This window comes from Pseudoalteromonas sp. J010 (assembly GCF_003934235.1).
GTDB lineage: Bacteria > Pseudomonadota > Gammaproteobacteria > Enterobacterales > Alteromonadaceae > Pseudoalteromonas > Pseudoalteromonas peptidolytica.
Genome location: NZ_RDBW01000044.1, coordinates 17618 through 40003, shown reverse-complemented (window position 1 = coordinate 40003; position 22386 = coordinate 17618). Strand labels below are relative to the sequence as shown.

Annotated in this window: 15 protein-coding genes; 9 read left to right on the top strand and 6 right to left on the bottom strand. The window is 44.0% G+C overall.

Annotation, left to right across the window (positions count from 1 at the left end; translation table 11 throughout):
- Nucleotides 1-180: STAS domain-containing protein (locus EAG18_RS19890; RefSeq protein ID WP_148098529.1), on the bottom strand; the 180-nt coding region annotated here is incomplete at its 3' end.
- A gap of 142 nt (nucleotides 181-322) precedes the next feature.
- Here EAG18_RS19890 and EAG18_RS19885 point away from each other — a divergent pair.
- A complete protein-coding gene (locus EAG18_RS19885; protein WP_125254101.1) occupies nucleotides 323-652 on the top strand; it encodes a stress response translation initiation inhibitor YciH in 330 nt (109 codons plus the stop codon).
- Nucleotides 653-774: 122 nt separating this feature from the next.
- Here EAG18_RS19885 and EAG18_RS19880 read toward each other — a convergent pair whose 3' ends face one another.
- Nucleotides 775-3738, bottom strand: coding sequence for an EAL domain-containing protein (locus EAG18_RS19880; RefSeq protein ID WP_125254100.1), 2964 nt, complete (start codon nucleotides 3736-3738; stop codon nucleotides 775-777).
- Between the two features lie 363 nt (nucleotides 3739-4101).
- Between EAG18_RS19880 and pheA the strand changes: the two genes are divergently transcribed.
- A complete protein-coding gene (gene pheA, locus EAG18_RS19875) occupies nucleotides 4102-5256 on the top strand; it encodes a prephenate dehydratase (RefSeq protein ID WP_125254099.1) in 1155 nt (384 codons plus the stop codon).
- 301 nt (nucleotides 5257-5557) lie between these two features.
- Here the strand turns inward: pheA and EAG18_RS19865 are convergent, their stop codons facing one another.
- From EAG18_RS19865 to EAG18_RS19855, 3 genes are all read right to left on the bottom strand, one after another.
- The gene (locus EAG18_RS19865; RefSeq protein ID WP_125254097.1) at nucleotides 5558-8398 is read right to left on the bottom strand and encodes a discoidin domain-containing protein; all 2841 of its coding nucleotides are present in this window, start codon (nucleotides 8396-8398) and stop codon (nucleotides 5558-5560) included.
- 307 nt (nucleotides 8399-8705) lie between these two features.
- Nucleotides 8706-11690, bottom strand: coding sequence for a TonB-dependent receptor (locus EAG18_RS19860; protein ID WP_125254096.1), 2985 nt, complete (start codon nucleotides 11688-11690; stop codon nucleotides 8706-8708).
- Between the two features lie 590 nt (nucleotides 11691-12280).
- Nucleotides 12281-13012 (bottom strand): AraC family transcriptional regulator, encoded by a 732-nt coding sequence (locus tag EAG18_RS19855; RefSeq protein WP_125254095.1) that lies wholly within the window; start codon nucleotides 13010-13012, stop codon nucleotides 12281-12283.
- Nucleotides 13013-13169: 157 nt separating this feature from the next.
- On the opposite strand from EAG18_RS19855, the gene EAG18_RS19850 reads away from it, so the two are divergent.
- From EAG18_RS19850 to EAG18_RS19820, 7 genes are all read left to right on the top strand, one after another.
- Nucleotides 13170-14330, top strand: coding sequence for a Gfo/Idh/MocA family oxidoreductase (locus tag EAG18_RS19850; protein WP_125254094.1), 1161 nt, complete (start codon nucleotides 13170-13172; stop codon nucleotides 14328-14330).
- A 7-nt stretch (nucleotides 14331-14337) separates the two neighbouring features.
- Nucleotides 14338-15393 carry a sugar phosphate isomerase/epimerase gene (locus EAG18_RS19845; RefSeq protein WP_125254093.1) on the top strand — a complete coding sequence of 352 codons (1056 nt, stop codon included), beginning with the start codon at nucleotides 14338-14340 and terminating at the stop codon, nucleotides 15391-15393.
- A gap of 14 nt (nucleotides 15394-15407) precedes the next feature.
- On the top strand, nucleotides 15408-16625 hold the full coding sequence (locus EAG18_RS19840; RefSeq protein ID WP_125254092.1) for an MFS transporter: 1218 nt from the start codon (nucleotides 15408-15410) through the stop codon (nucleotides 16623-16625).
- Nucleotides 16626-16796: 171 nt separating this feature from the next.
- Entirely contained in the window at nucleotides 16797-17492 is a 696-nt protein-coding gene (locus EAG18_RS19835; RefSeq protein ID WP_125254091.1) for a DUF1080 domain-containing protein, read from the top strand.
- Nucleotides 17492-19174, top strand: coding sequence for a GMC family oxidoreductase (locus tag EAG18_RS19830; protein WP_275557347.1), 1683 nt, complete (start codon nucleotides 17492-17494; stop codon nucleotides 19172-19174). The genes EAG18_RS19835 and EAG18_RS19830 overlap by 1 nt, the downstream gene beginning before the upstream one ends.
- Complete coding sequence (locus EAG18_RS19825; RefSeq protein ID WP_125254090.1) at nucleotides 19174-19926, top strand: gluconate 2-dehydrogenase subunit 3 family protein; 753 nt, start codon at nucleotides 19174-19176, stop codon at nucleotides 19924-19926. The genes EAG18_RS19830 and EAG18_RS19825 overlap by 1 nt, the downstream gene beginning before the upstream one ends.
- A 65-nt stretch (nucleotides 19927-19991) precedes the next feature.
- Nucleotides 19992-20855, top strand: coding sequence for a sugar phosphate isomerase/epimerase (locus EAG18_RS19820; RefSeq protein ID WP_275557346.1), 864 nt, complete (start codon nucleotides 19992-19994; stop codon nucleotides 20853-20855).
- A gap of 308 nt (nucleotides 20856-21163) precedes the next feature.
- On the opposite strand, the gene EAG18_RS19815 is transcribed toward EAG18_RS19820, so the two are convergent.
- Nucleotides 21164-22291, bottom strand: a complete 1128-nt coding sequence (locus EAG18_RS19815; protein ID WP_125254089.1) for a serine hydrolase domain-containing protein — start codon at nucleotides 22289-22291, stop codon at nucleotides 21164-21166.
- Nucleotides 22292-22386 lie beyond the last annotated feature (95 nt).

Here is a 22386-nt window from a genome sequence, read left to right as displayed (position 1 = left end):
ACCCAGTGCAGAGCTATCCATGTAATCAGTTTCACGCAAATCGACCACTACCTTTTCGGTTTGATCGCTGACTTCCGCATAGGCTTGTCGGAACGACTGCACCAGATTAAAGTCAAACTTTCCCCTGATTTGAATTGTTAATGTTTTACCATCAGCAGAAGCATTTTTACTTAAGCTCATCTTTAAGCTCCTAAATTATTTTGATTTGTTTCCCCTCACCAGTTTAAATATAACGCTTAAAAAGCATTTAGCAAAAAATAAAAACATCTAATCTGCTTTTTGTTATCATCTTATAAAAGAACCAGCTATAAGGCCAAATTAGATGTCAGAATCTAGACTCGTATACTCGACAGATATAGGTCGTATCGATACAAAAGAACCTAAAAAACAAATACAAGGAAAAGTATTTAAAGATGGTGCCGTACGCATTGAAAGGCAAACAAAAGGCCGAAAAGGTAAAGGCGTCATGTTGGTAGTGGGTATTGATGGTGAGCAGCACGACCTAAAAAAAATAGCTAAAACGCTAAAGTCCAAAATGGGGCAAGGTGGTGCAGTCAAAGAAGGAATTATTGAAATCCAAGGTGATGATAGAGACAAGCTTAAACAGCTTCTAGAGGGTCAAGGTTTTAAGGTAAAAATCGCGGGCGGTTAATTGTTATAATACATAGATTAAGACTTGTACGGTGTATCGCGTGCAAGTCTTATCAAACTAAAAAGCAAAGCAGTATGGATACCAATCGCAGTTAGTGAGCGAACCAATACAATCACAATAAACTATATCGTAGGAACGAACTTAAATATATCGGCTTCACAAAGTGGTGGGCTGTAGTAGTAACCCTGCACAATATAGCAATTGTTTTTCGCCAGGAATGCCATTTGAGCTTCGGTTTCCACTCCTTCAGCAATTACCTGTAAATTTAATTTTTGCGCCATTGCAATAATTGCTGCGGTAATTTCCATATCATTAGGATCTTCAGGTATATCTTTTACAAATGAGCGATCTATTTTGAGTATATCTACTGGAAAGCGCTTTATGTAGCTAAGCGAAGAGTAACCGGTACCAAAATCATCAATAGACAACGACACTCCTAATGATTTTATGTGCTTGAGCTGAGCAATTGCTGCTTCGACGTCTCCCATTAACATACTTTCTGTCAACTCAAGGTGCAGCTGCGTTGGTTCTATCTTTGTTTTTTCAATAATATCCGACAACGTTTTAATAAGCTGCGCATCTTTAAACTGCCGCGCTGACAAGTTAATTGATACATTGCCAATTTTACCAGCTGTTTTCAGTCGACGAGAAAAGTGACAGGCTTCTTCCAATACCCAAGCACCAAGCTCAACTATCAGCCCTGTTGCCTCTGCTATTGGAATAAATTTACTAGGAGGGATCGCCCCCTCGATTGGGTGAAACCAGCGGATCAACGCTTCATAGCCCACCACTTCAGTGGTTTCACTGTTTACCTGTGGTTGATAATACAGCGTAAACTGCTTCATTTTTATTGCCGTACGTAATTCGTTTTCGATATATAATCGCTCATTTGCTGCGGCATCTAGATCTTGGCTATAGAAATGATAGGTATTGCGGCCTTTGGCTTTGGCTTGATACATGGCCAAATCGGCATGTTTTAGGAGCTGCTCTTCTTCTTGGCTATCAAAAGGAGCCATTGTTATGCCAATACTCGCACTGACTATAACCTCGTTATTACCCAATTTGATTGGCTGTGAGAGCGTTTTTTGAATAATATTTGCCACGTCCATGGCTTTTTCTCGTTCATTAATACCACTGAGCAGTACCGCAAATTCATCACCACCTAACCTTGCAATGGTGTCCTCGGCACGAAGACGTTTTTTCAATCGTGTCGCGACTTCAAGGAGTAGGCGATCCCCAGCATCATGGCCTAAGGTATCATTGATCCGCTTAAACTCGTCTAAGTCAAAGTAAAATAAAGCAAAGGCATAATGACCGCGCTCTGCAAGCGCCATCGATTTGCGCAGCTGCATTCTGAAGAAGGTACGGTTTGCAAGCCCCGTTAGCGTGTCAAAATATGCAAGCTCCTCCATCTTGCGCTGGCTTTCTTTAACAAACGAGATATCTTGAGCTGAAGCAACATAGCTTGAAATTGCACCGCCCTCTTCACGGATAGGCGAAACGCTCAAACTCACCCAAATAGGTGCTTCTCGATTACCAGAAAGCATAGTATCACCGCGCCAATAGTTACGACTGCGCAAATCAATATCAATGTCATCAATTAAAATTGCCATGTCTTTTGAAATAATACTCAAAAGAGGTGAGCCTATAAAATGCAGTTCATCATAGCCTGTCATTTCTTGCATCTTAGGGTTTACATACTCAATTTGAAAATGCTCATTAGTTAACACCACCCCTGTGCCCGAAAAAGCCACTGCTTTAGATAGCCTGTTTGCCGCTTTTTCGGCTATTTCTTTTTCGGTAATACGCTGATTTAGGCCGTTGACAAGTTGCCTGATCTCTACGCTCATATCATTAAAAGAGGCATTAAGCTGACCAATTTCATCGTCAGTGTTTGGCAACGTTGGCATATCCCATTGACCACGACCGAACCCTTTTACCGCTTTAACTAGCGCATTGATACGTTTGAGCACCAATTGATATAAAACTTGATGTAATAACAGCGCAACAAAAATCGCGTAAAGAATAAACAAGCCAAAGAACTTCACCTTTAGTTCTTCTATTGCTGAAATAGCAGAAGCACGCTTTTTGTATATACCAATGTACCAATCTAAATTGGCAATATGGGTAACGTGCATAATATGCCATTTATCCCTGTGCTTAAATTCATCTTGAATATTAGGTAGCTTGGTAAATAGTGCTGCTTGTACAATTTTGCTTAACCCCTCGGGCAGCTCAGTGTAGTCTTGGAGTTTGCCAGTGATAGCAGTCGTTTGAAGTAAACCAGGCGCAGCTAATAAGCGCCCCTGTTTGTCAAAAACAATAAAATTTTGTTGTTGATCAGAGCGCGGAAGTTTCTCAAGTAGCGTCTCTAATTCAATATCACTCCCAGTTAGACCAATGTAGGTATCATCAAGATAAAGTGGAACCAAAATGCTGATCACCCATTTGTTCCATACTCGATCAAAATAAGCGCCTGACCACACGGCCTCGCGCGTTGGGTTTTGATCTGCATGTAGTATTGGCAAATTATGTAGCTGGTTATTGACTAACCGAGGGTCTTTGGCCAGCAGTGCATTTGGGGGCGCGACTCTCACAAAACCATCTTTTGTAGAAAGATAAAAGTTAAAGAAATCTTGTAACAGTGGCGGCGCGAGTATATTCCAAAGTAATTCCGACTCTGAAAAGAGCTTTTGCATTGCTTGTGAGTCATTGCCATCAGTGTACAGAGCAGCGGACAAGCCATTTCTTGCAGTGCTTGCAAGGTTGTCACCCCGTTTTTCTATACTCGCAGGCGCGCCAGAGAAATCTTCACTGCTGTAAAGGAGATGCTTGGCGACAACAGAATTTGCTTGCTCAGCTAAGCTAGACTTTAACTCTAAGTAGCTTGAAAACTGACTGTTAACCTGTGCGCTGAAACGTTTTAGCTCATCATATTMTTCGTAGATTAACTGTTTTTCTTCAGATTTTAGCATCAATGCGGCCGCAAAAACGCCAGAGATCAGGCATACTGCCGAGATCAGCATCGATAATTTTACACTTAAGGAGTTCGCACCATATCTGGATGGTGGGCGACGATTACCCACAGGTTAGCCTATCTTCTATTTGTAGTGGTGTATTGCCTGAATATATCAGAATATTTTTCGACTCGCCAATAAGTTACGTTTGATTAACCTATATATAAGTCAAACAGATGAAGTGTCTCTATTGATAGCCCCTAAGAATTTTTCCACCACATTCAAACTAGTACTTGTGTTTCGTTTTGGTTCTATGTTAATAATGTATTCGATTTCAAAATAAGGTTTGAAAAAATGAATTTCATCACACGCAACACATATTTCTTTTTTGGCTTCTTTAGGTGAAGAGGCTTGACTGTTCGCGAGTGAAAAAGAATAGCTAAGCCTCCCAACATCGGGGGCTTTTTTTTGGCTAAATGGGAGTGAGGACCTATGACACAAGACACATTAGATGCCCTTAGGCATGACATCAATGAGATAGATTCAGAGTTATTAATACTACTGGCAAAACGCCGCCGCATTAGTCACGGCGTACTTGAATATAAAATAGCCAACAATAAGCCAATCCGTGATGAAGCGCGTGAGCAAGCACTGCTAGAGAAATTAATCCGCTATGGTAAATCTCTGGGTCTAGATGCTTTTTACATAAATAGCGTTTTCCAAACCATCTTAGAAGACTCTGTATTAAACCAACAAGCCATGTTGCAAAAGAATTTAAATCCCGATGCTGTAGGTGATACACATCGCGTTGCTTACCTTGGCGGACAAGGGTCTTACAGCCAACTAGCATGCCATAAATATTTTAGCCGTCGTCCCGGCAAGCTTGTGGAAATGGGTTGCCAAAGCTTTGATCAAATCACCGAGCAAGTAGAAAAAGGCCAAGCCGACTTCGGCATTTTACCCATTGAAAATACCAGCTCTGGCAGCATAAACGAAGTATTCGATTTACTACAGCATGCGCAAGTATCCATTGTAGGCGAAGTAACGCATACCGTGGAACATTGCTTACTAGCACTGCCTGACACAGAGTTACAAGCTATTGAAAAAATCTATGCGCACCCGCAACCTTTTGCCCAGTGCAGCCGTTTCATTCAAGGCCTTGGCGATATTCAGCATGAAACATGCGACTCGACTTCAAGTGCGTTAAAGCATGCGGCTGAGCATCCAAATAGTGCAGCTATCGGCTCAGCTCAAGCAGGAAAAAACATGGGTCTTGAGGTAGTCAAGGCGGGTCTTGCAAATCAAACTGAAAACCATAGTCGTTTTATTGTGGTCGCAAGAAAAGCACTTCAAGTGTCCACTCAAATCCCAACTAAAACTAGTTTAATTATGGCCACCAAACAGCATGTTGGCTCACTTGCCGACGCGCTAATGGTATTTAAACAGCATAATATCAATATGGTTAAGTTAGAGTCACGCCCAGTACCTGGTAACCCTTGGGAAGAAGTTTTTTATGTAGATTTGCTTGCCAATATTGCAGACTCACAAGTCCAAGTGGCACTTGAAGAGTTAAAAGATCATACCCAGTTTGTACGCTTACTGGGCTGCTACCAGAGCGAATCACTACAAGCTGTGGATGTATTATGATCCCAATTTAACTCAATACTTGCTCAATTTGAGGGATTAAATCTGACGCTAGCTGCGTTAAAAACTTCTCATTTAGAGCAAATAGCAAAATTTTTGCCTTGCCTACAAGGAGGTAGGTACCTTGGCGATAGTAGGACGCGGTAGCGGGGCTATCGACAAGATTTTCTTGCCTCAAAATAGACCACTTAATTAAGTAAATTGGCATAATCAACCATACTAAGTCACTCTCATTGAGAAAAATAAAAAGCCAGAGCGCAAATTGCACTCTGGCTTTTTTTGGTTGAGATTTATTTAATTCAGGCTATTCGCTGCTAAGACCAAGGAGCTCAATTTCTGAGATCTGTACTAAGCCATCGTTATTCGCATTTTTGCTAATGTTTAGACGATAACTGCGATAGGCAAAAGCATTGGAGAAAGTAAACACTCTTCGTTGTAAGCGTTCATCCCAGCGCTCACCTACCCAAACCGCGACTTCTGTCCACGTCTCACCGCCATCATTAGAACCCAGTAACTGGAAGTTTTCGGGATCGCGCTCTGGCGCATCATTGGCACTGGTGATAGCCAAACCACTCACAATCTGTGACGCAGTAAAATCAGCTTGGATCCAAGATGGTGATCCCTCTGTTGGCGGGCCTTGCCATTCATTGTGATCTAGCCATTTTGTCTCGGTATCATTATCAAACGCTTTTTGTTCACTTTCCGCATCTCCAATACGATTACGCGCGGTAAAACTTGTTCCAGCCAAGTCAGACAAGTCTTCAAGTGCATACTGAGGTCCAGCGAGTTCAATTTCAGCTATTTGCACTAACCCATCATTATTCGCATTTTTACTGATAGACAAGCGATAATGTGTGTAAGCCAAGCCATTAACAAACGCAAAGGCTCGACGTTCAAAACGCGATTCAAACGACTCCCCTACCCAAGTATTTAATACTTGCCATACTTCCCCATCGTGAGATGCCAAAAGTTGGAAGTTTTCAGGGTCACGCTCCGGCGCATCATTGGCACTGGTAATGTACAAAGTATTTACCGCCTGTGCCTGTGGCAAGCTAACTTGAACCCAAGCTGGATCTTCAGCAGTGGGAGGCCCCTGCCAATCGTTGTGATCGAGCCACTTAGTTTCAACATTTTTATCAAATGCTTGCGCTGCGCTCTCTGAATCACTAATGCTAAAACGCGCCGTGTAACTCGCACCTTGAACTTGTGCATGATCTAATCCAGAGATTTCTGGGCCGATTAATTCAATCTCAGCAAGCTGCATCAAACCATCATTATTTTTGTTCTTGGTTATCTCAAGGCGATAGCTTTGATATGGCAATTGATTCGCTACCGCAAAGCTTTGGCGCTCTCCTCTTGCTTCAAAAGATTCACCAACCCAATTACTCAACTGCTGCCATGTAACGCCGTTATCGTTAGAGCCAAATAAAGCAAAGTTCTCAGGATCTCGCTCTGGAGCATCATTGGCGCTCGTTATCGCAAGCTGATTAACAGCCACCGCCTCATTAAAATCTACTTGGATCCATGAAGGCGCTTCGACACTAGGTGGACCTTGCCAATCATTATGATCCAGCCACTTAGTGGTTGGGTCGTTATCAAATGCCTTATCTTGGTTTTCTGCCTCACCAATACTGTTGCTTGCCATGACCGCAAACGTCTCAGTATCTGTATGGTCAACGCTCGGATAAACCGGCCCAACAAATTGAATTTCTCCAATTTGCAGTAAACCATCGTTATTTTTGTTTTTTGTCACTGCAATTCGGTAGCTGGTATATTTTTGCGCATTACCAAATACAAAGCTTTGACGTTCAAAGCGCGCTTCAAACGACGCACCAACCACATTGCCCAAATTAATCCAACTCGCGCCCTCATCGTTAGAAGCTAATAACGAGAAGTTTTCTGGATCTCGCTCTGGGGCATCATTAGCGCTGGTAATGTAAACACCGCTAATTGCTTGTTGAGTGGGAAAATCCACTTGGATCCAAGATGGTGCTTCCTCTGTCGGTGGCCCCTGCCAATCATTGTGGTCAAGCCATTTAGTTTGCGGATCGCCATCAAATGCCTTGTCTGCACTCTCGGCGTCACTAATCGCATTTCTTGCTGTAATAGTGGCACCTGATGTCACGACTTGCTGCATGGGTCCGGTGGATACCGACTCATCAAATAGTGGTAGTGCTAAGTCCATAATACTATCGGCACTGAGACCAAGCCTTGAAGTTAATGGGTGAGCTTGCAGCGCGTTGTAGATTGGCAATCGAAGCGCTTCTAGTGCAGCTTCATCACCGCCAAGTGCGGCGCTAAGATTGCTAGCAGAGTCGCTTAAGACACCTTGTAAGGAGCCTTGCTCGTCAAACTGTGCAAATGCAGCATTGAATAGGGAAAGCTTTTGCACACTCTCGGAAACATATGTCATCTCGCAACTTTGCTCACCAGAGTCAGAGGTTGTGCAAGTTTCCCCTAATTCAAAATTCGTTAATTGATCAGCGCTAACCACAGGTAACTCAAAAACATTAGTGTTCCCTGTTTGCCAGCCAAGAGCCCGAAGCAATAACGCAGACATCTGGGCTTTTGCCAGTGCCATTAATTCAGGAGTGGAGACATTACGCCCCTCGGCAATCTGCTGCTCCACCAGCATGGTTGCTAGTGTCGTCAAGGCGTTGATTTGTAAGGTAGCATCAGCACTACCATCGGCATTTGAACCAAACGGCACGGCAACATGACTTAGAGTAGCCAAAGTCACACCAGCAATGTAATCGCCACTTACCTGCTCCCCAATTCCTACTGAGCCACAGCGACTCGCGTCGCAGCGCATCTGCGAGCCTTCGCTCGTTGTGGCGGTCACTTTAATAGTAGAATTAATACCAAACCCGGCTTTACCCGTCAGCTCAATAAACAACTCCCCCGTTTGACTGGTTGCCGAATTCTCATCCATCATCATGCTAGAGCCATTGAGCGCCGTCACCGAAATGCGGGCTTGACTCAACGCGCCTTTTATCACTGAACCTGATACTTCTGCCGTCGTCACAGCGGGGGTTACTGGCACTTCTTCAACTTTTGGATCATCGCTCCCGCCGCCACATGCAGCCAATAAACTGCTAACGGCAATGAGCGGGATTGCATTTCTTATTTTATTTAACGTGTTCATATTTACCCCTTCTTACATATCAACCAACTTATACCAATTTGCTTAATTAAGTGGTCTATTTTGAGGCGAGAAAATCTTGTCGATAACTAGGCAAAAATTTTGCTATTTAGTTGTTCTAAATGAGAAATTTTTAACGCTGTTAGCGTCAGATTTACTCCTTCAAATTGAGCAAGTATTGAGTCAAATTGGTATTATGTGACTCAGTTGATATAAACGCACCACAAGCAGGTGATAAGCCGTGATATTATTTCTCGTTGTGCTGACRCGACTTCACCCTATTTGCATTACTTTATGGTTATCGCCAAAGTTAAAATCGATAGGTGATCCCAGCATAGTAGCGCTGGCCGGTGTAACTGCTGCTGCGCAACCTCGCTTTAGAATCTTCACCATAAAAGGTTCTCGGTTCTTCTTTGGTTAAGTTGATCACAGACGCGGTTAGGATCAAGTTTTCCATCAAGTTATAAGAAGCGTTCACATCAACTTGTTGATATGGTTCCTGATATACAGTGAGCCCGTCTGCAAGCCCCAAAGCAGTTTCTCCTCGACGGTTATATGATGCCCTGACACTGAAAGTGTCATTCTCGTAATAGGCGGAGAAGTTAAATTGATTATCTGCACTACCGACAAGTGCAGACTCACCGACCTTTTCACCGTCTACGCTAATGTCTGCCTGATTGGTATCGTTTAGGGTGTAGTTAACGTTGAGACCAAAGCCATTATCGAATGCATGTTGTGCAAACAGCTCTATTCCCCGAGAGGTTGCGTTTGTACCATTGGCGGTGGTGGTAAACGGCGTGACGGTAATATCACCCGGCGGCACAATTTCAACACCAGTAAAAGGGTTATTAAAGCCTTCAAATGGCCTTACTGAGGTAATGATCAAGGGCACGATAAAGTTATCTACGTCTTTATTGAATACTGCAATCCCAACCGCAGATCCTTCGCCATAATAATACTCCGCAGATAAATCCATCTGTACCGATTCAAATGGTTTTAGCGCCTTGTTGCCCCCTGAGCCACGCCATCCTGGCTCCACAGGGTTCCCCCTAAACTCTAGCCTGTCGTCTGCCCATTCTTGAGAGATAAAGGTTAACTGCTCGGGTGCTCCCATGTCGTTGAACGGAGCTCGAGACATCGTTTTGGCGATAGCACCTCGTATAACAAGATTGTCGCTGGCATCCCAGACAATATTGAAGCTAGGTAAAAATTGCGAGTCGGTTACGGTACGCACGGTGGTGGTTTCAACGTCAATAAGGCGCTCATCACCTAAGATATCTTCTTCGGTGACATCATCAATGTCATCTAAAAAGTAGTTAATTTTATCCGATGACATAATCTGCGTTTCAGTCTCGACATAGCGTACCCCGATGTTTCCTCTAAAATCTCCAAAAGAAAAATCGGCTTGTAGATAGGCGGCCATGATCTCTTCTTCTATGTCGAACACAAAATCAGGCTCACGGCGCGTGTGCTTAACATATTCACTGGTCACGATTTCGCGGTATCGATCCCAATTAATCGTGGGCATGGTATTTACTTCAAAACCACCTGGGATATTTTGTTCAGACGTTGCATTCAAAATATCTTCCAGTTTTGGCATACCACCAATCCACTGATAAGACACCTCATCAATGGCACCTTGACTGAATGGATCAAGCTCGCCACTGGCAATTCTGTCAGCCCCATCTTGAGTGATGAAGAAGGTGTTGTTGGTTTCGCGATGCAGTGTCGCTTTACGATATTTAGCACCAACACGCAGCGTATCAACGATGCCGTACCCGACGCGATAATCAAGGTCTAACTGGGCATAATCCTCTTCTAAGTCACTGACGACAAAGCTTGAACCTGTCGAACCCGGATCGGGATCGCCGGCAATACCAGTCTGAAGGTTAGACAGCAAAGCGGGATCGGCGTACAGCGACACTCTGTCGCCTAATCGCCACCCTGCAAATGAAGCGGCGTTTTCAACCTGTCCGGAATCGCTGCGACTCGCAGGTTGGCCGCTTTTATATGCCGCGCTCCAAGATTCTGAAGGGCCTCCGCTGGCTTCAGTGTGACCAAATTTACCGCGTAAATCATATAAATCACCGGCATATTCAAAAGCGAAGTCGTAGGTATCCGAGGTGTCTTTTTCTACCGTATAACTACCAATGATCCAAGGAAATTCAAGATTCCCTTCAGTGCCACCAGCGCCACTGGTAAAGTCCATACCAGTCACAATCGTATCGGTCTCGTCTAGGGTAATACCGGTAAGGTAATCTGGGTTGTACTTCCACTCTGGGATCCACATTTGTGACGTGGTGCGATTTTGCCCAAGCTCAAAATGAAAATGATTGAATGTTAAAGATAAATCATCTATTGGACGCCATTGAATGGTGGCTTGTAACCCCTGACGTTCACGTTTTTCTTTGGTTACCCCAACACCTGCAACTTGCGGTGCCCAAACACCATCATAAACGTTACCATAAGCATCTTCTAACGCTGCAAATCGACGTGTACTATCAGCAATCACATTGCCCGCCGTGTCCGTTGCTGGCAATTCTGAACTTGTTGCCCAACGCCAACCGCCACCGCCCGACATATCACCGCCTAAAGAGCGGTTGGTGCGGTCTTGTTTGGTATAACCAACTAGCAAGCCAAAGGATTCTTCTTCGTTTTTCCAAGAATAAACGCCGCTAAAATTAGGCTCGTACTCTTCAGTCACATCAGCGTAGGTATATTCAACATTTAACGCCCCAGAATTTGCCTCCATATCCAAAGGTTTACGGCTGTGTAGAATAACCGTGCCGCCGACCCCACCTTCATCTAAACGCGCCTCAGAAGACTTAAACACTTCAACCGATTGCACCATGGTAGAAGGCAACAAAGAGTAACTAAAAGAGCGCGACGGCGAGCCCGGAGAAGAAGCGATAAAATTGCCGTTTAACTGCGTAAAAGTAAGATCAGAGGAAAGACCACGAATACTGACGTTTTCCCCTTCCCCGCCACTACGAGAAATCACCACACCGGGTACGCGTTGTAATGAGTCCGCCACATTTTTATCGGGAAACTTGCCAATATCTTCTGCTGTAATGGCATCCACAATCGCGTTTGATAAACGCTTAATCGCCAAGTTTTCGGCCATAGATGCACGGATCCCGCGCACCTCAATCGTTTCGATTTCCTGCGCTTCCTCTTTTTCGGTTTCTTCAGCCATTGCCCAGTTAGTCGCTGATAATATCGCAAGAGCGAGTACAGACTTGCTAAATTGCCGTGAATTTCCTGCTGCATGGCTTCTGTTATTATTATTGGCCATTACTATCTCCAAATTTTTATTTTTATAAAATCATGCGTCCCTTGCTGCTCCATGACGGATGATCTTATGACAACCCTTTTTGCCTTCCTTAAAGGGGGGCAACCAATTGTAATACTCGTTCAGCATAGTGAGTGCATTAACAAAAGTGATAATAGAATATCGGTTTGGAATAAAACAAAATCGGCGTAAAGGTTAAAAAAGATGCAAACCTTCATACGCTTCATTACCGAAGAAGTATGCGCTATATTCACAAAATACGACGATATTGGATAGCTTTGTATCAGGATGAGAATAGATAACCGCAAGAAAAAAAAGAAGAAATAAAAGAGTCCTGAACTTCACTTGTCCAAATAAAATATTTAATTCCAATAAATAAACCAAAGAGAATAAAATGATTCTGGTAAAAATGGTACGTATGCCAACTTTGGGTTCTACTAGTCTGTGAAAGCTGATCACCCAAAAAAGAGATAAAGTGCAGTAACCACTAAATAGCCTGAAGTGCTAATAACAAACCTATTAACGCTATTGTAAACAACAATGGTTTATGCCCCAAAAACCACGTTCAGCACTAAATCTAGCCCTGCAACTCCCTAGTCGACTGACGCTAATTTTTTGCGTAGCTGTGAAGGAATATCACCAAATAATCGACGAAATTGCTTACTAAAATAACTAGGCTCTGAAAAACCACATTGATAGGCAACCTGCGACACAGGTAAACGGGTTTCAACTAATAGCTTTCTGGCATTTTCTAATCTGACTTCATTAATAAACTGGTTTGGGGTTTTTGCTAGGTGCTTTTTAAACCTACGCTCTAGTGCGCTCACGGAGAGGTGGGCTACGTCTGCTAATTCTTCGATGCAGATATGACGATGATAATTGGTACGAATAAATTCAACGGGAGCTTCGATTGCTCTAACATGAGAGAGCGCCTTTGACGTTTTTTCAAGATGCCGAGTGACACCATATGTACCCAAAGCCTTACCATTTTCATCTAATAGTACATGCTTAGATGTAGAAAACCATGCCAAATCACCGCTACTCGTTTGATTTAACTCTAGTCTATCTGTCACTATGTACCCTTCCATCACCCGCTTATCATCATTTACATATTGAAATGCCAAATGTGGTGGCGAGAAGTCGAAATCGGTTTTGTACAATATTTGTTCTAATGCTTTATAACCTTGGTGCTCAACAAACTGTTGATTCGCGTGCACTATCCTACTGTCTGTATCTTTCACCCAAAAAAGAATATCTGGGATCAAATCAAACGCCGCTATTAGTTGATTGACTCCAGCTTGAGTCAAAATGCTTTGCTCTATCACACCTTTTCCCATCTTAACAAAATGAACTAAACCAATTTATTTAAACGCCGATTTTGTTGCATTGTCAACCGAATTTTTATTACCGCTAAGGTATGGCACTTTCCTATTATCAATAGCATCAGATCAACTCACCTTGATAACTCGATGGAGCTAAACAATGGATAATTGCAAAATCCGTATGGCCATGGTTGGTGGTGGTGAAGGTGCTTTTATAGGCGCTGTACACCGAATTGCAGCACGTTTGGACGGCCAGATAGAATTAGTAGCAGGCGCTTTTAGCTCAGATCCACAGAAAAGTATAACAATGGGTAAACAGCTAGGGTTAGCACCAACACGTTGCTATGATGACTATCACATGTTATTGCAATCTGAAGCTGCGCTTCCTGCGTCTGAACGCATTCATTTTGTCGCTATTGTGACACCAAATCACCTGCATTTTCCGATAGCGGCAAAAGCTATCGAGTATGGCTTTCATGTATTAAGCGACAAGCCTGCAACGCTGAATTTGTCCGAAGCATTACAGCTACAGGCCTTATTACAACAGACAAATTGCCTGTATGGGTTGACTCATACCTATACGGGTTACCCCATGGTGAAAGAGGCACGCCACCGTATTGCCACAGGAGAACTTGGCAATATTCGTAAAGTCGTTGTTGAATACAGTCAAGGATGGCTTGCAAGTGAAGATGACGAGCAAAGCAAACAAGCAAGTTGGCGCTTAGATGCGAGTCAATCTGGGATCAGTTGCTGTATGGGTGATATTGGCGTACATGCAGCCAACCTCGCCGAATATGTAAGTGGCTTAACTATCACTTCTCTTTGTGCCGATTTAAACACCGTTGTTTGTGGACGCCAGCTAGATGACGACGGCACGGTATTATTACGTTTTGATAATGGTGCAAAAGGCGTGCTACTAGCAAGTCAAATAGCACTTGGTGAGGAAAATAATCTCACGTTAAAAATCTATGGCGACAAAGCCAGTATCGAGTGGTCACAAATGGAGCCTAATAGCCTCTGGCTGCGCATGAAAGATGCACCGGCTCAGTTACTCCGCACAGGAGCCGGCACGCTTTGCCACGCCGCGACCAATGCGACCCGTGTGCCAGCAGGTCATCCTGAAGGCTATCTAGAGGCCTTTGCCAATATTTATCTTAATTTTGCCATGCTTATTCAAGCGCGCCAGCAACAACCGGATGTCCAGCCAGAAGACTTTGACGTACCGAGTATTCAAGCGGCAGTTCGCGGTATGGCATTTATAGAAAACGCTGTTTCTGCCAGTGCAAAAGAAACCAAGTGGCACCCTTTTAACATCGGATAAAATACACATGAAACAAATCAAAGGACCGGCAATTTTTCTCGCGCAGTTTGCTTCTGAGCAAGCACCATTCAACGACTTCAGTAGTATTTGTCAATGGGCAAGCCAATTAGGTTACAAAGGGATCCAACTACCTAGCTGGGAGGCGCGATTATTTGATTTAAGAAAAGCCGCTGAAAGCCAGGATTATTGCGATGAAATTACTGGCATTGCCAATGAGAATGGCCTTACTATTTCCGAGCTATCTACACACTTGCAAGGTCAGTTGGTTGCCGTGCACCCAGCATATAACCAGATGTTTGATGGATTTGCACCAAAAGAGGTGCATGGTAAAGCACAAGCAAGAACACAATGGGCTGTTGATCAATTGCTGCTTGCAGCCAGTGCGAGTGAAAAGCTAGGGCTAACCGCTCATGCCACTTTCTCAGGCGCGCTGCTTTGGCATACTGTTTATCCTTGGCCGCAAAGGCCCAGTGGACTTGTTGAGCAAGGCTTTGAGGAGTTGGCTAAACGTTGGCTGCCTATTTTGAACCGTTTCGATGAGGTAGGTGTAGATGTGTGCTACGAGCTTCATCCCGGTGAAGATTTGCATGACGGGGTCACCTTTGAGCGCTTTTTAGCAGCGACCAATCACCACCCCCGAGCCAATATTCTTTATGATCCGAGTCACTTTGTTTTACAGCAATTGGATTATTTAGCATTTATCGACATCTATCATGAGCGAATAAAAGCATTTCATGTAAAAGATGCCGAATTTATCCCCAACGGCCGCTGCGGTGTATACGGCGGATACCAAGGATGGCAACAACGGCCAGGACGGTTTCGTTCATTAGGTGACGGACAGGTCGATTTTAAAAAAATATTCAGCAAGTTAACACAGTATGGTTTTGATGGCTGGGCGGTGTTGGAATGGGAGTGCTGCATTAAACATCCCGAAGATGGCGCCAAAGAAGGGGCTGAATTTATTAAACAAAACCTGATCAGACCCACAGAGACAGCCTTCGATGACTTCGCAGGCAGTAGTACAGACACCGAGCGCAATAAGCAAATACTCGGTTTAATATAAACAGGACAGCGACCATGAAAAATAACAATTATAATCGTATCGTCTTCCATCTTTGTTGCCTAGCATTGGTTGTGACGTCAATGACATTTGCGATCCGAGCGGGTATTTTAGGACAGCTAGGCGGACAATTTGGCCTTTCCGACACGGAGCTGGGCTGGATAAACGCGATGGCATTTCTAGGCTTCCCTGTAGCAACCATGCTCGGTGGTGCTATTTACAACGCCATCGGTGCTAAAAAGCTTATCGCTTTAGCCTTTTTTTGCCACTTTGCAGGGTTAGTCTTAACCATTACCGCAGATGGTTTTTGGCTTTTGCTCATCTCGACCTTTTTGATTGGCTTTGCCAATGGCTCTGTAGAAGCTGGCTGCAACCCGCTGATCGCTGAAATGTACCCCAAAAATACAACCACCATGCTCAACCGTTTCCACGTTTGGTTCCCAGGCGGCATAGTGATTGGTGCTCTGGCATCGAGTGCCATGACGACATTGGGCTTTAATTGGCAGTGGCAAGTTGCTTTGATATTAATTCCAACGCTGATTTACGGTGCGATGATGATCAAATCACAATTTCCGGAATTTGATCGCACAGATCATTCTACCACCAGCAACCTTAAACACCTGTTCTCGCCATTATATCTATTTTTAATCTGCTGTATGACCTTAACAGCAACAACCGAGCTTGGCACACAACAGTGGATTGAGCGTATTTTAGGGGCTTCTGGCGCATCTCCAATGATGATCCTTGCACTTATCACAGGACTTATGGCATTGGGCAGATTTTTTGCAGGACCCATTGTCCACCGCTTTAACCCAACCGGCGTACTACTCGGCTCTGCTGTATTAGCAACGGCTGGTATTTTTATGATGAGCCAAGTGCACGGAGCAGCCGTTTACCTAGCCGCCATCTTATTTGCTTTGGGTGTCACGTATTTTTGGCCAACGATGCTGGGCTGTGTTGCAGAGTACACACCAAAAACGGGGGCTCTGGGCATGTCTTTGATGGGGGGTGCTGGTATGTTTGCCGTTAGCATGTGGAATCCTGTAATTGGCAGCTGGATTGATTCAGCAAGACGTGAGGCGCAAGCCGCAGATTTAACGTCACAGCAATCTGAACTTATTGCCGGTCAAGCAGTGCTTGAAAACATCCTGTTATTTCCAGCGATTCTAATTGTGGCTTTTATCGGCCTGTATCTTTATATCAATAAAAATAAGCGCGTAGAGAAATACGCGTAATACCAATTCGCTTAATTAAGCTTGCTATTTTGAGGTTGAAAAGTCTTGCCGATAACAAGGCGAAAATTGTTCAAGCAGCCTGTGTTAGGCTTGCGCCTTCAAATTGAGCAAGTATTAAGACTAATTGGTACAAGTAGCAACAAGTAAAAAGTGAACAAACGAGGTTCCATTATGCTCAACTCTATAAAAATGCTCACGCTGGCATTGACTGTTAGTTGTACCGCTTGTGCGAGTACCACTGATAATCAATTGAGCCAACAAGAGCAACAAGCGGGATGGCAATTGTTATTCGATGGCAAAGACATGTCTCATTGGCGTAACTTTAAACGCGACACTCTTGACCCAAAATGGCAAGTGAAAGACGGGGCAATGACGTTAACGCAAGGGGGCGGTGGCGACATTCTAACCAAAGAAATATATCGTAATTTTGAGTTACAGCTCGAATGGAAAGTGTCGAGAAAAGGCAATAGTGGGATCTTTGTGCTGGTCGATGAAACAGGCAGTGCAATTTATTCACGAGCACCTGAAATCCAGATCTTAGACAACGAAGAGCACCCTGATAACAAAATCGACTCTCATCTGGCTGGCTCTATCTTCGACTTGATTGCCGCACCAAGTAAGGCACATAAGCCTGCTGAAAAATGGAATCAAGTACGTATTAAAATGCTAGATAATCACCTCCAAGTATGGCAGAACGGAGTCAGTACCACTAGTGTGGTAATAGGTAGCAGCACATGGAATACCCTAGTCAAAGGCAGCAAGTTCGCGACATGGGAAGGATTCGCTGAAGGCAAAAAAGGCCATATCGGCCTGCAAGACCATGGTGACCAAGTTTGGTTTAAAAATATCAAGATCAGGGAGCTGTAATGATGGCGGAATTTAACCATAAAGTACTCGTCGTTGGCTCCGGTGCAGGTGGTGCAATGGCTGCATACACTCTAGCTAAGCTTGGACATAAGGTGTTGATGCTAGAGGCCGGTAGAAATTACGATCCTAAGAAAGAAACCCCCATGTTCCGTCGCAATAGCGAAGCACCTTTGATGGGAGCAGGTAACAAAGATAAAAACTTTGGCTTTTACGATGCAACCATTGATGGTGGCTGGCAAGTACCTGACGAACCTTATACACACGCTGAAAATACCGACTTCTATTGGTGGCGAGCCCGTATGCTTGGTGGTCGCACTAACCATTGGGGGCGCTATTCACTGCGCTTTAGTGAACATGATTTCAAGGGGAAAAGTCGTGACGGTCACGGGGCTGATTGGCCGTTCGAATACCAAGATATTGCACCTTGGTATGATAAAACCGAGGAAATAGTTGGAGTCTGTGGCACGAACACTGGGCTTGATGATATGCCCCCCTCTGCCCCTGGGATCTTACAGCCACCGCCCAAACCAAGAGTACCCGAGCTGCTTGTTGCCGCTGCGGCTAAAAAATTAGGGATCCCAGCTGTACCCATGCACCGCGCAGTACTTACCCGTAGTAAAGGCGATCGCTCAGCTTGCTTTTATGCGACGCCATGTGGCCATGGCTGCTCTATTGGTGCGGCTTTTCAAACCACCACTTCACTTATTCCGATGGCAAAAGCCACGGGCAATCTTGAAGTGATCACTGACGCCATGGTGAAGTCAGTGACTGCGGATGAAGAAGGTAAAGTTACTGGCATCACTTATGTCGATAAAAAGTCCGCACAAGAGCACGCTATTAACGCCGACGTTGTCATACTCGCTGCCAGTGCTTGTGAATCTGCACGTATTTTACTGAACTCAAAACATACTAAACACCCTAATGGATTAGCCAACTCTAGCGGCCACGTTGGGCGGAATCTGATGGACTCCACAGGTGCGTGGCTTGGTGCGCAAATACCTGCGTTAAAAGGCCGCCCTCGTTATAACGAAGATGGCCATACCGCCAACCACCTATTTATTCCTTGGTGGGGCCACAAAGCACAAGAAAAAGGTGAGTTAGCCTTCCCTCGCGGCTACCATTTTGAAATTAGCAGTGGCTTTAGGGAACCGGGCTCTGGCGTTTCAGGTGACAAGCAAGGTTATGGCCCTGAGCTAAAGCAGCAAGTACGCGACGCGTATGGCTCTTATGTTGGATTTGCACTACGCGGAGAAATGCTACCTAACCCAGATTCTTACATGGAAATTGACGAGAGTATCAAAGACAAATGGGGGATCCCAGTTGCCAAATTCCATTTCAAATGGTCTGACAGAGAGCTAAAGCAAATTGAACACGGCCTTATAACCGCAAAGCAAATCCTTGAAACCATGGGCGCCGAGGTAGGCGAACTACCTCCTGCGGAAAAGGCTATTTCAAAAGGGGGTGAGATCATTCATGAAGTCGGTACCACAAGAATGGGCAGTTCACCCAAAGATTCCGTCACTAACCAGTGGGGCCAAACTTGGGACTGTAATAATCTATTTGTAATGGACGCTGGGGTCTTTGCTTCAAATCCGCATAAGAACTGCACCTTAACCATTATGACTTTGGCGATGCGAAACTCGACTTGGCTGGCTGAACAGATTGATAAAGGAGTGCTGTGATGAATACACCTGATAACCTTAACCCTTACAGATATGTTTCAGGTATGACGCGCCGCGAGTCATTAAAATGGTTAGGCTTGCTTGCAGCAGGCTCAGCGCTCACCGTGACCGCAGGTTGTAGTAAAGTGGTAGAAGAGACGATTACGCCAAATGCTGGACACTGGCCCGATGTGGATATTAAACCCGTAACTGCTAAAGGATATGGTACAGATCCCAACATGGTGATCCCACCAGAATCACCATGGCCATTAACCTTAACCGAAGCACAACTTACCTTAGTGGCTGTCCTTGCGGATTGGATAGTGCCAAAAGAAGAGAGCCACCCGTCTGCCTCTGAAGTACAAGTGCCAAGTGTTATTGATGAATGGGTAAGCGCGCCATACCATGGCCAGCAAAAAGACCGAGTAACAATATTGCACGCATTAGCTTGGATTGATGATGAATCACAATTACGCTTTCAGCAGCAGTTTGTCGCGCTTGCAACCGCTCAACAGCAAGCAATAATTGATGACATTGCGTATTTTGATAAACACACGCCAGAGCAATTTCAACGAATTGGTAAAGCTTTTTTGCGCTTCAAGGATCTCGTCCTCGGCGCTTATTTCTGCACACCAGAGGGCTGTAAGGATATTGGTTACCTTGGAAACGTGCCAATTGCAGGCGATTACCCTGGGCCGACTGCCGAAGCCAAGGCACATCTAGATGGCGTACTGGCCGAACTTGGACTGAGCCAGTATGCGTACCGTGACTAACCCTTGAGTCATTTTGTTATGACAAATCGAAGCAGAGTTTATCTCTGCTTTTTCTTTTGGAGTAGATGATGTTTGTTAAAAGCACAAAACGATTAACGCAGGCACTACTGTTCATTGCTTTAAGTTTTATCTCACCACTGTATGCCAAGCCAGCCCTTCAATACTTACCTGTAAGTGTTCAGTTATGGTCGGTAAAAGATGAATTGTCAAAAGACTTTGACTGTACCTTGCAAGCACTTGCAAGCATGGGATTTGAAGGTGTTGAATTTGCCGGAAACTTTGGCAGTTATACCGATAACCCAAGTAAATTAAAGCAAAGACTAGCTAAACTCGGCTTAGTTGCGAGCAGCGCGCACGTCGGCTTTGACGCGTTAGCTGAAGACAAACTAACAAGCACCCTGCTCTTTTACAAAACCTTAGGCGTATCTACACTCTTTATCCCTTGGGATGAAAGAGCGTGGAGTAACAATCATGTCCCAACATTTGTAAAACAACTAAACTACGTGCACCAAGTTGCCAAACGTTACGATATGAAGATCGGATTTCATAATCATGAAAAAGAATTTAATGCGTACGCTGCTAGCACTTTTTGGGATTATATCGCCACCAATACCCCCAATGACTTGCCACTACAGCTTGATGTTGGCTGGGTGAATTACGCAGGTAAATCAGCCCGCGAATATGTTAAGCGATATGCAGGAAGAACTGTATCCACCCATATTAAAATACGCACGCACCAAGGGGACGGCAAAAGTCCAATTATTGGTGAAAATGCGTATCCGTGGAAAACGCTCATCCAAACTATGCAGCAACACGGCGGCACGCAGTGGTTAGTGATTGAACAAGAAGAATATCCAAACGGCCTAACACCACTAGAAAGCGTCGCCCGTTCAAAAGCGAATTTAGACAAAATACTAGGTGAGCAATAAGCTGGAATAAATCTACTTGTAATGGTTAGCTAGAGCTGTAAGAAATTATAACGTCAACACATAAGTCACCTTTACCTTGGGCTCTAAAACCCACGAGGAGTCAAAGTTTGCTACAACTTTCCCATAGCTTGACCCCTCGATGTTCTTTAACCCAATGTATAAAGAGAGCGTCAGCAACCACCGTACTTTGATCTGGCCTATATACTGACTTAATTTTCAATGCTATAGGTTCGTATATCATCAAGGCATGCTAAGGCCGTAATAAGCGGTAAATAATTGTTGACTACAACGTACAACGAAGCCAGCGATTACAGCTCAGACTTTAAAGCTTTTTTATATTCAATTAAATGGTCAAAAACCTTATTTGAAATAGCTTCTAACTTTGGTTGAGTATCTTTTCCAGCTACATTGGTTGCGATGAAAATACCAATTTTTTTCTTCGGATAAATGGCAAGCCAGCTAGATGTGCCCATTGAACCACCACTATGGTATAGCACTTGTTCATTTGAATCATAGTTATTTGTGTACCAAAAAAATGCCATATCATGACCCATCCAACTTTCATTCAGAAGTTGATGAGAAATAGCTACCTCAGGCTCTGCCGAAAGTTGGTGTTGAATATATTGCGTGATAGATTCAACGTTTGTAGTCAACCCTCCCCCAGCAAACCAATATTGACTAGCCAAAGGCATCTGATTGCCATTTCCATCTGAACCGGCTATAACTTTGCTTACCTCAGATTTTGTACGTCTGAATTTTGTACCACGCTCTCCAGACTTGCTCGTGATCATTTCAGACACCAGTGATTCAAGAGGTTTTTGGTAAACTGACTCCAGAATATATCCAGCTAACTTGGTGCCAACACTTGAATAGAGATAGTCCTCACCAGGTATAGAGCTAAGTTTTACTTTTTTAAGATCATTAAAGTAGTCATCTCTAGAGTATTTTGATATTTTTTCGAAATATCTGCCTTGCTCAATATCTTCGCGACTGGCAGCAAAATAGCCAGGAAGACCACTAGTGTGAGTCATAAGGTGTCGTAATGTTATATATTGATTAGACAGCTCTAAATTTTTGTATTCGTTATTTTTGAGGTAATGACGAATATCTTTATCAAGTTCAACCTTCCTATCCTGAATGGCTTTAGCAACAACCAAACCGGTATAGGTTTTAGTTATAGAGGCAATTTCATATATTGTCTGGTTATCAGGTGTATCTCCATTCCTTAACGTCCCTAAGTGATATTGGTAAGTATTCTCTGCATCTACAACAGAAATTGAGACCACCTGCCCAGGATTGTCATCAATAAATTCTGTGATTTCAGCTTTCGTATTGGACTCAAATTTCATAGCATCATAACTTGCGCAAGAAGCCAACACTGCCATTAATGAGATAACAAATATCAATGATACAGACCGGGTTATTAATCGATTCACAGAACCTCCTAAATTTGAAGTGCAACAGGCATCTAGCGCTCTAATCAGAGACAACAAAATAACTGCTTAAAATTAGCGATAAAGAAGCAATGCCA

What these genes read in the sequence shown, in the direction of transcription:
- EAG18_RS19885 (WP_125254101.1), top strand. Translation starts at nt 323, where the DNA reads ATGTCAGAATCTAGACTCGTATACTCGACAGATATAGGTCGTATCGAT.
- pheA (WP_125254099.1), top strand. Translation starts at nt 4,102, where the DNA reads ATGACACAAGACACATTAGATGCCCTTAGGCATGACATCAATGAGATA.
- EAG18_RS19865 (WP_125254097.1), bottom strand. Translation starts at nt 8,398, where the DNA reads ATGAACACGTTAAATAAAATAAGAAATGCAATCCCGCTCATTGCCGTT.
- EAG18_RS19860 (WP_125254096.1), bottom strand. Translation starts at nt 11,690, where the DNA reads ATGGCCAATAATAATAACAGAAGCCATGCAGCAGGAAATTCACGGCAA.
- EAG18_RS19850 (WP_125254094.1), top strand. Translation starts at nt 13,170, where the DNA reads ATGGATAATTGCAAAATCCGTATGGCCATGGTTGGTGGTGGTGAAGGT.
- EAG18_RS19845 (WP_125254093.1), top strand. Translation starts at nt 14,338, where the DNA reads ATGAAACAAATCAAAGGACCGGCAATTTTTCTCGCGCAGTTTGCTTCT.
- EAG18_RS19840 (WP_125254092.1), top strand. Translation starts at nt 15,408, where the DNA reads ATGAAAAATAACAATTATAATCGTATCGTCTTCCATCTTTGTTGCCTA.
- EAG18_RS19835 (WP_125254091.1), top strand. Translation starts at nt 16,797, where the DNA reads ATGCTCAACTCTATAAAAATGCTCACGCTGGCATTGACTGTTAGTTGT.
- EAG18_RS19830 (WP_275557347.1), top strand. Translation starts at nt 17,492, where the DNA reads ATGATGGCGGAATTTAACCATAAAGTACTCGTCGTTGGCTCCGGTGCA.
- EAG18_RS19825 (WP_125254090.1), top strand. Translation starts at nt 19,174, where the DNA reads ATGAATACACCTGATAACCTTAACCCTTACAGATATGTTTCAGGTATG.
- EAG18_RS19820 (WP_275557346.1), top strand. Translation starts at nt 19,992, where the DNA reads ATGATGTTTGTTAAAAGCACAAAACGATTAACGCAGGCACTACTGTTC.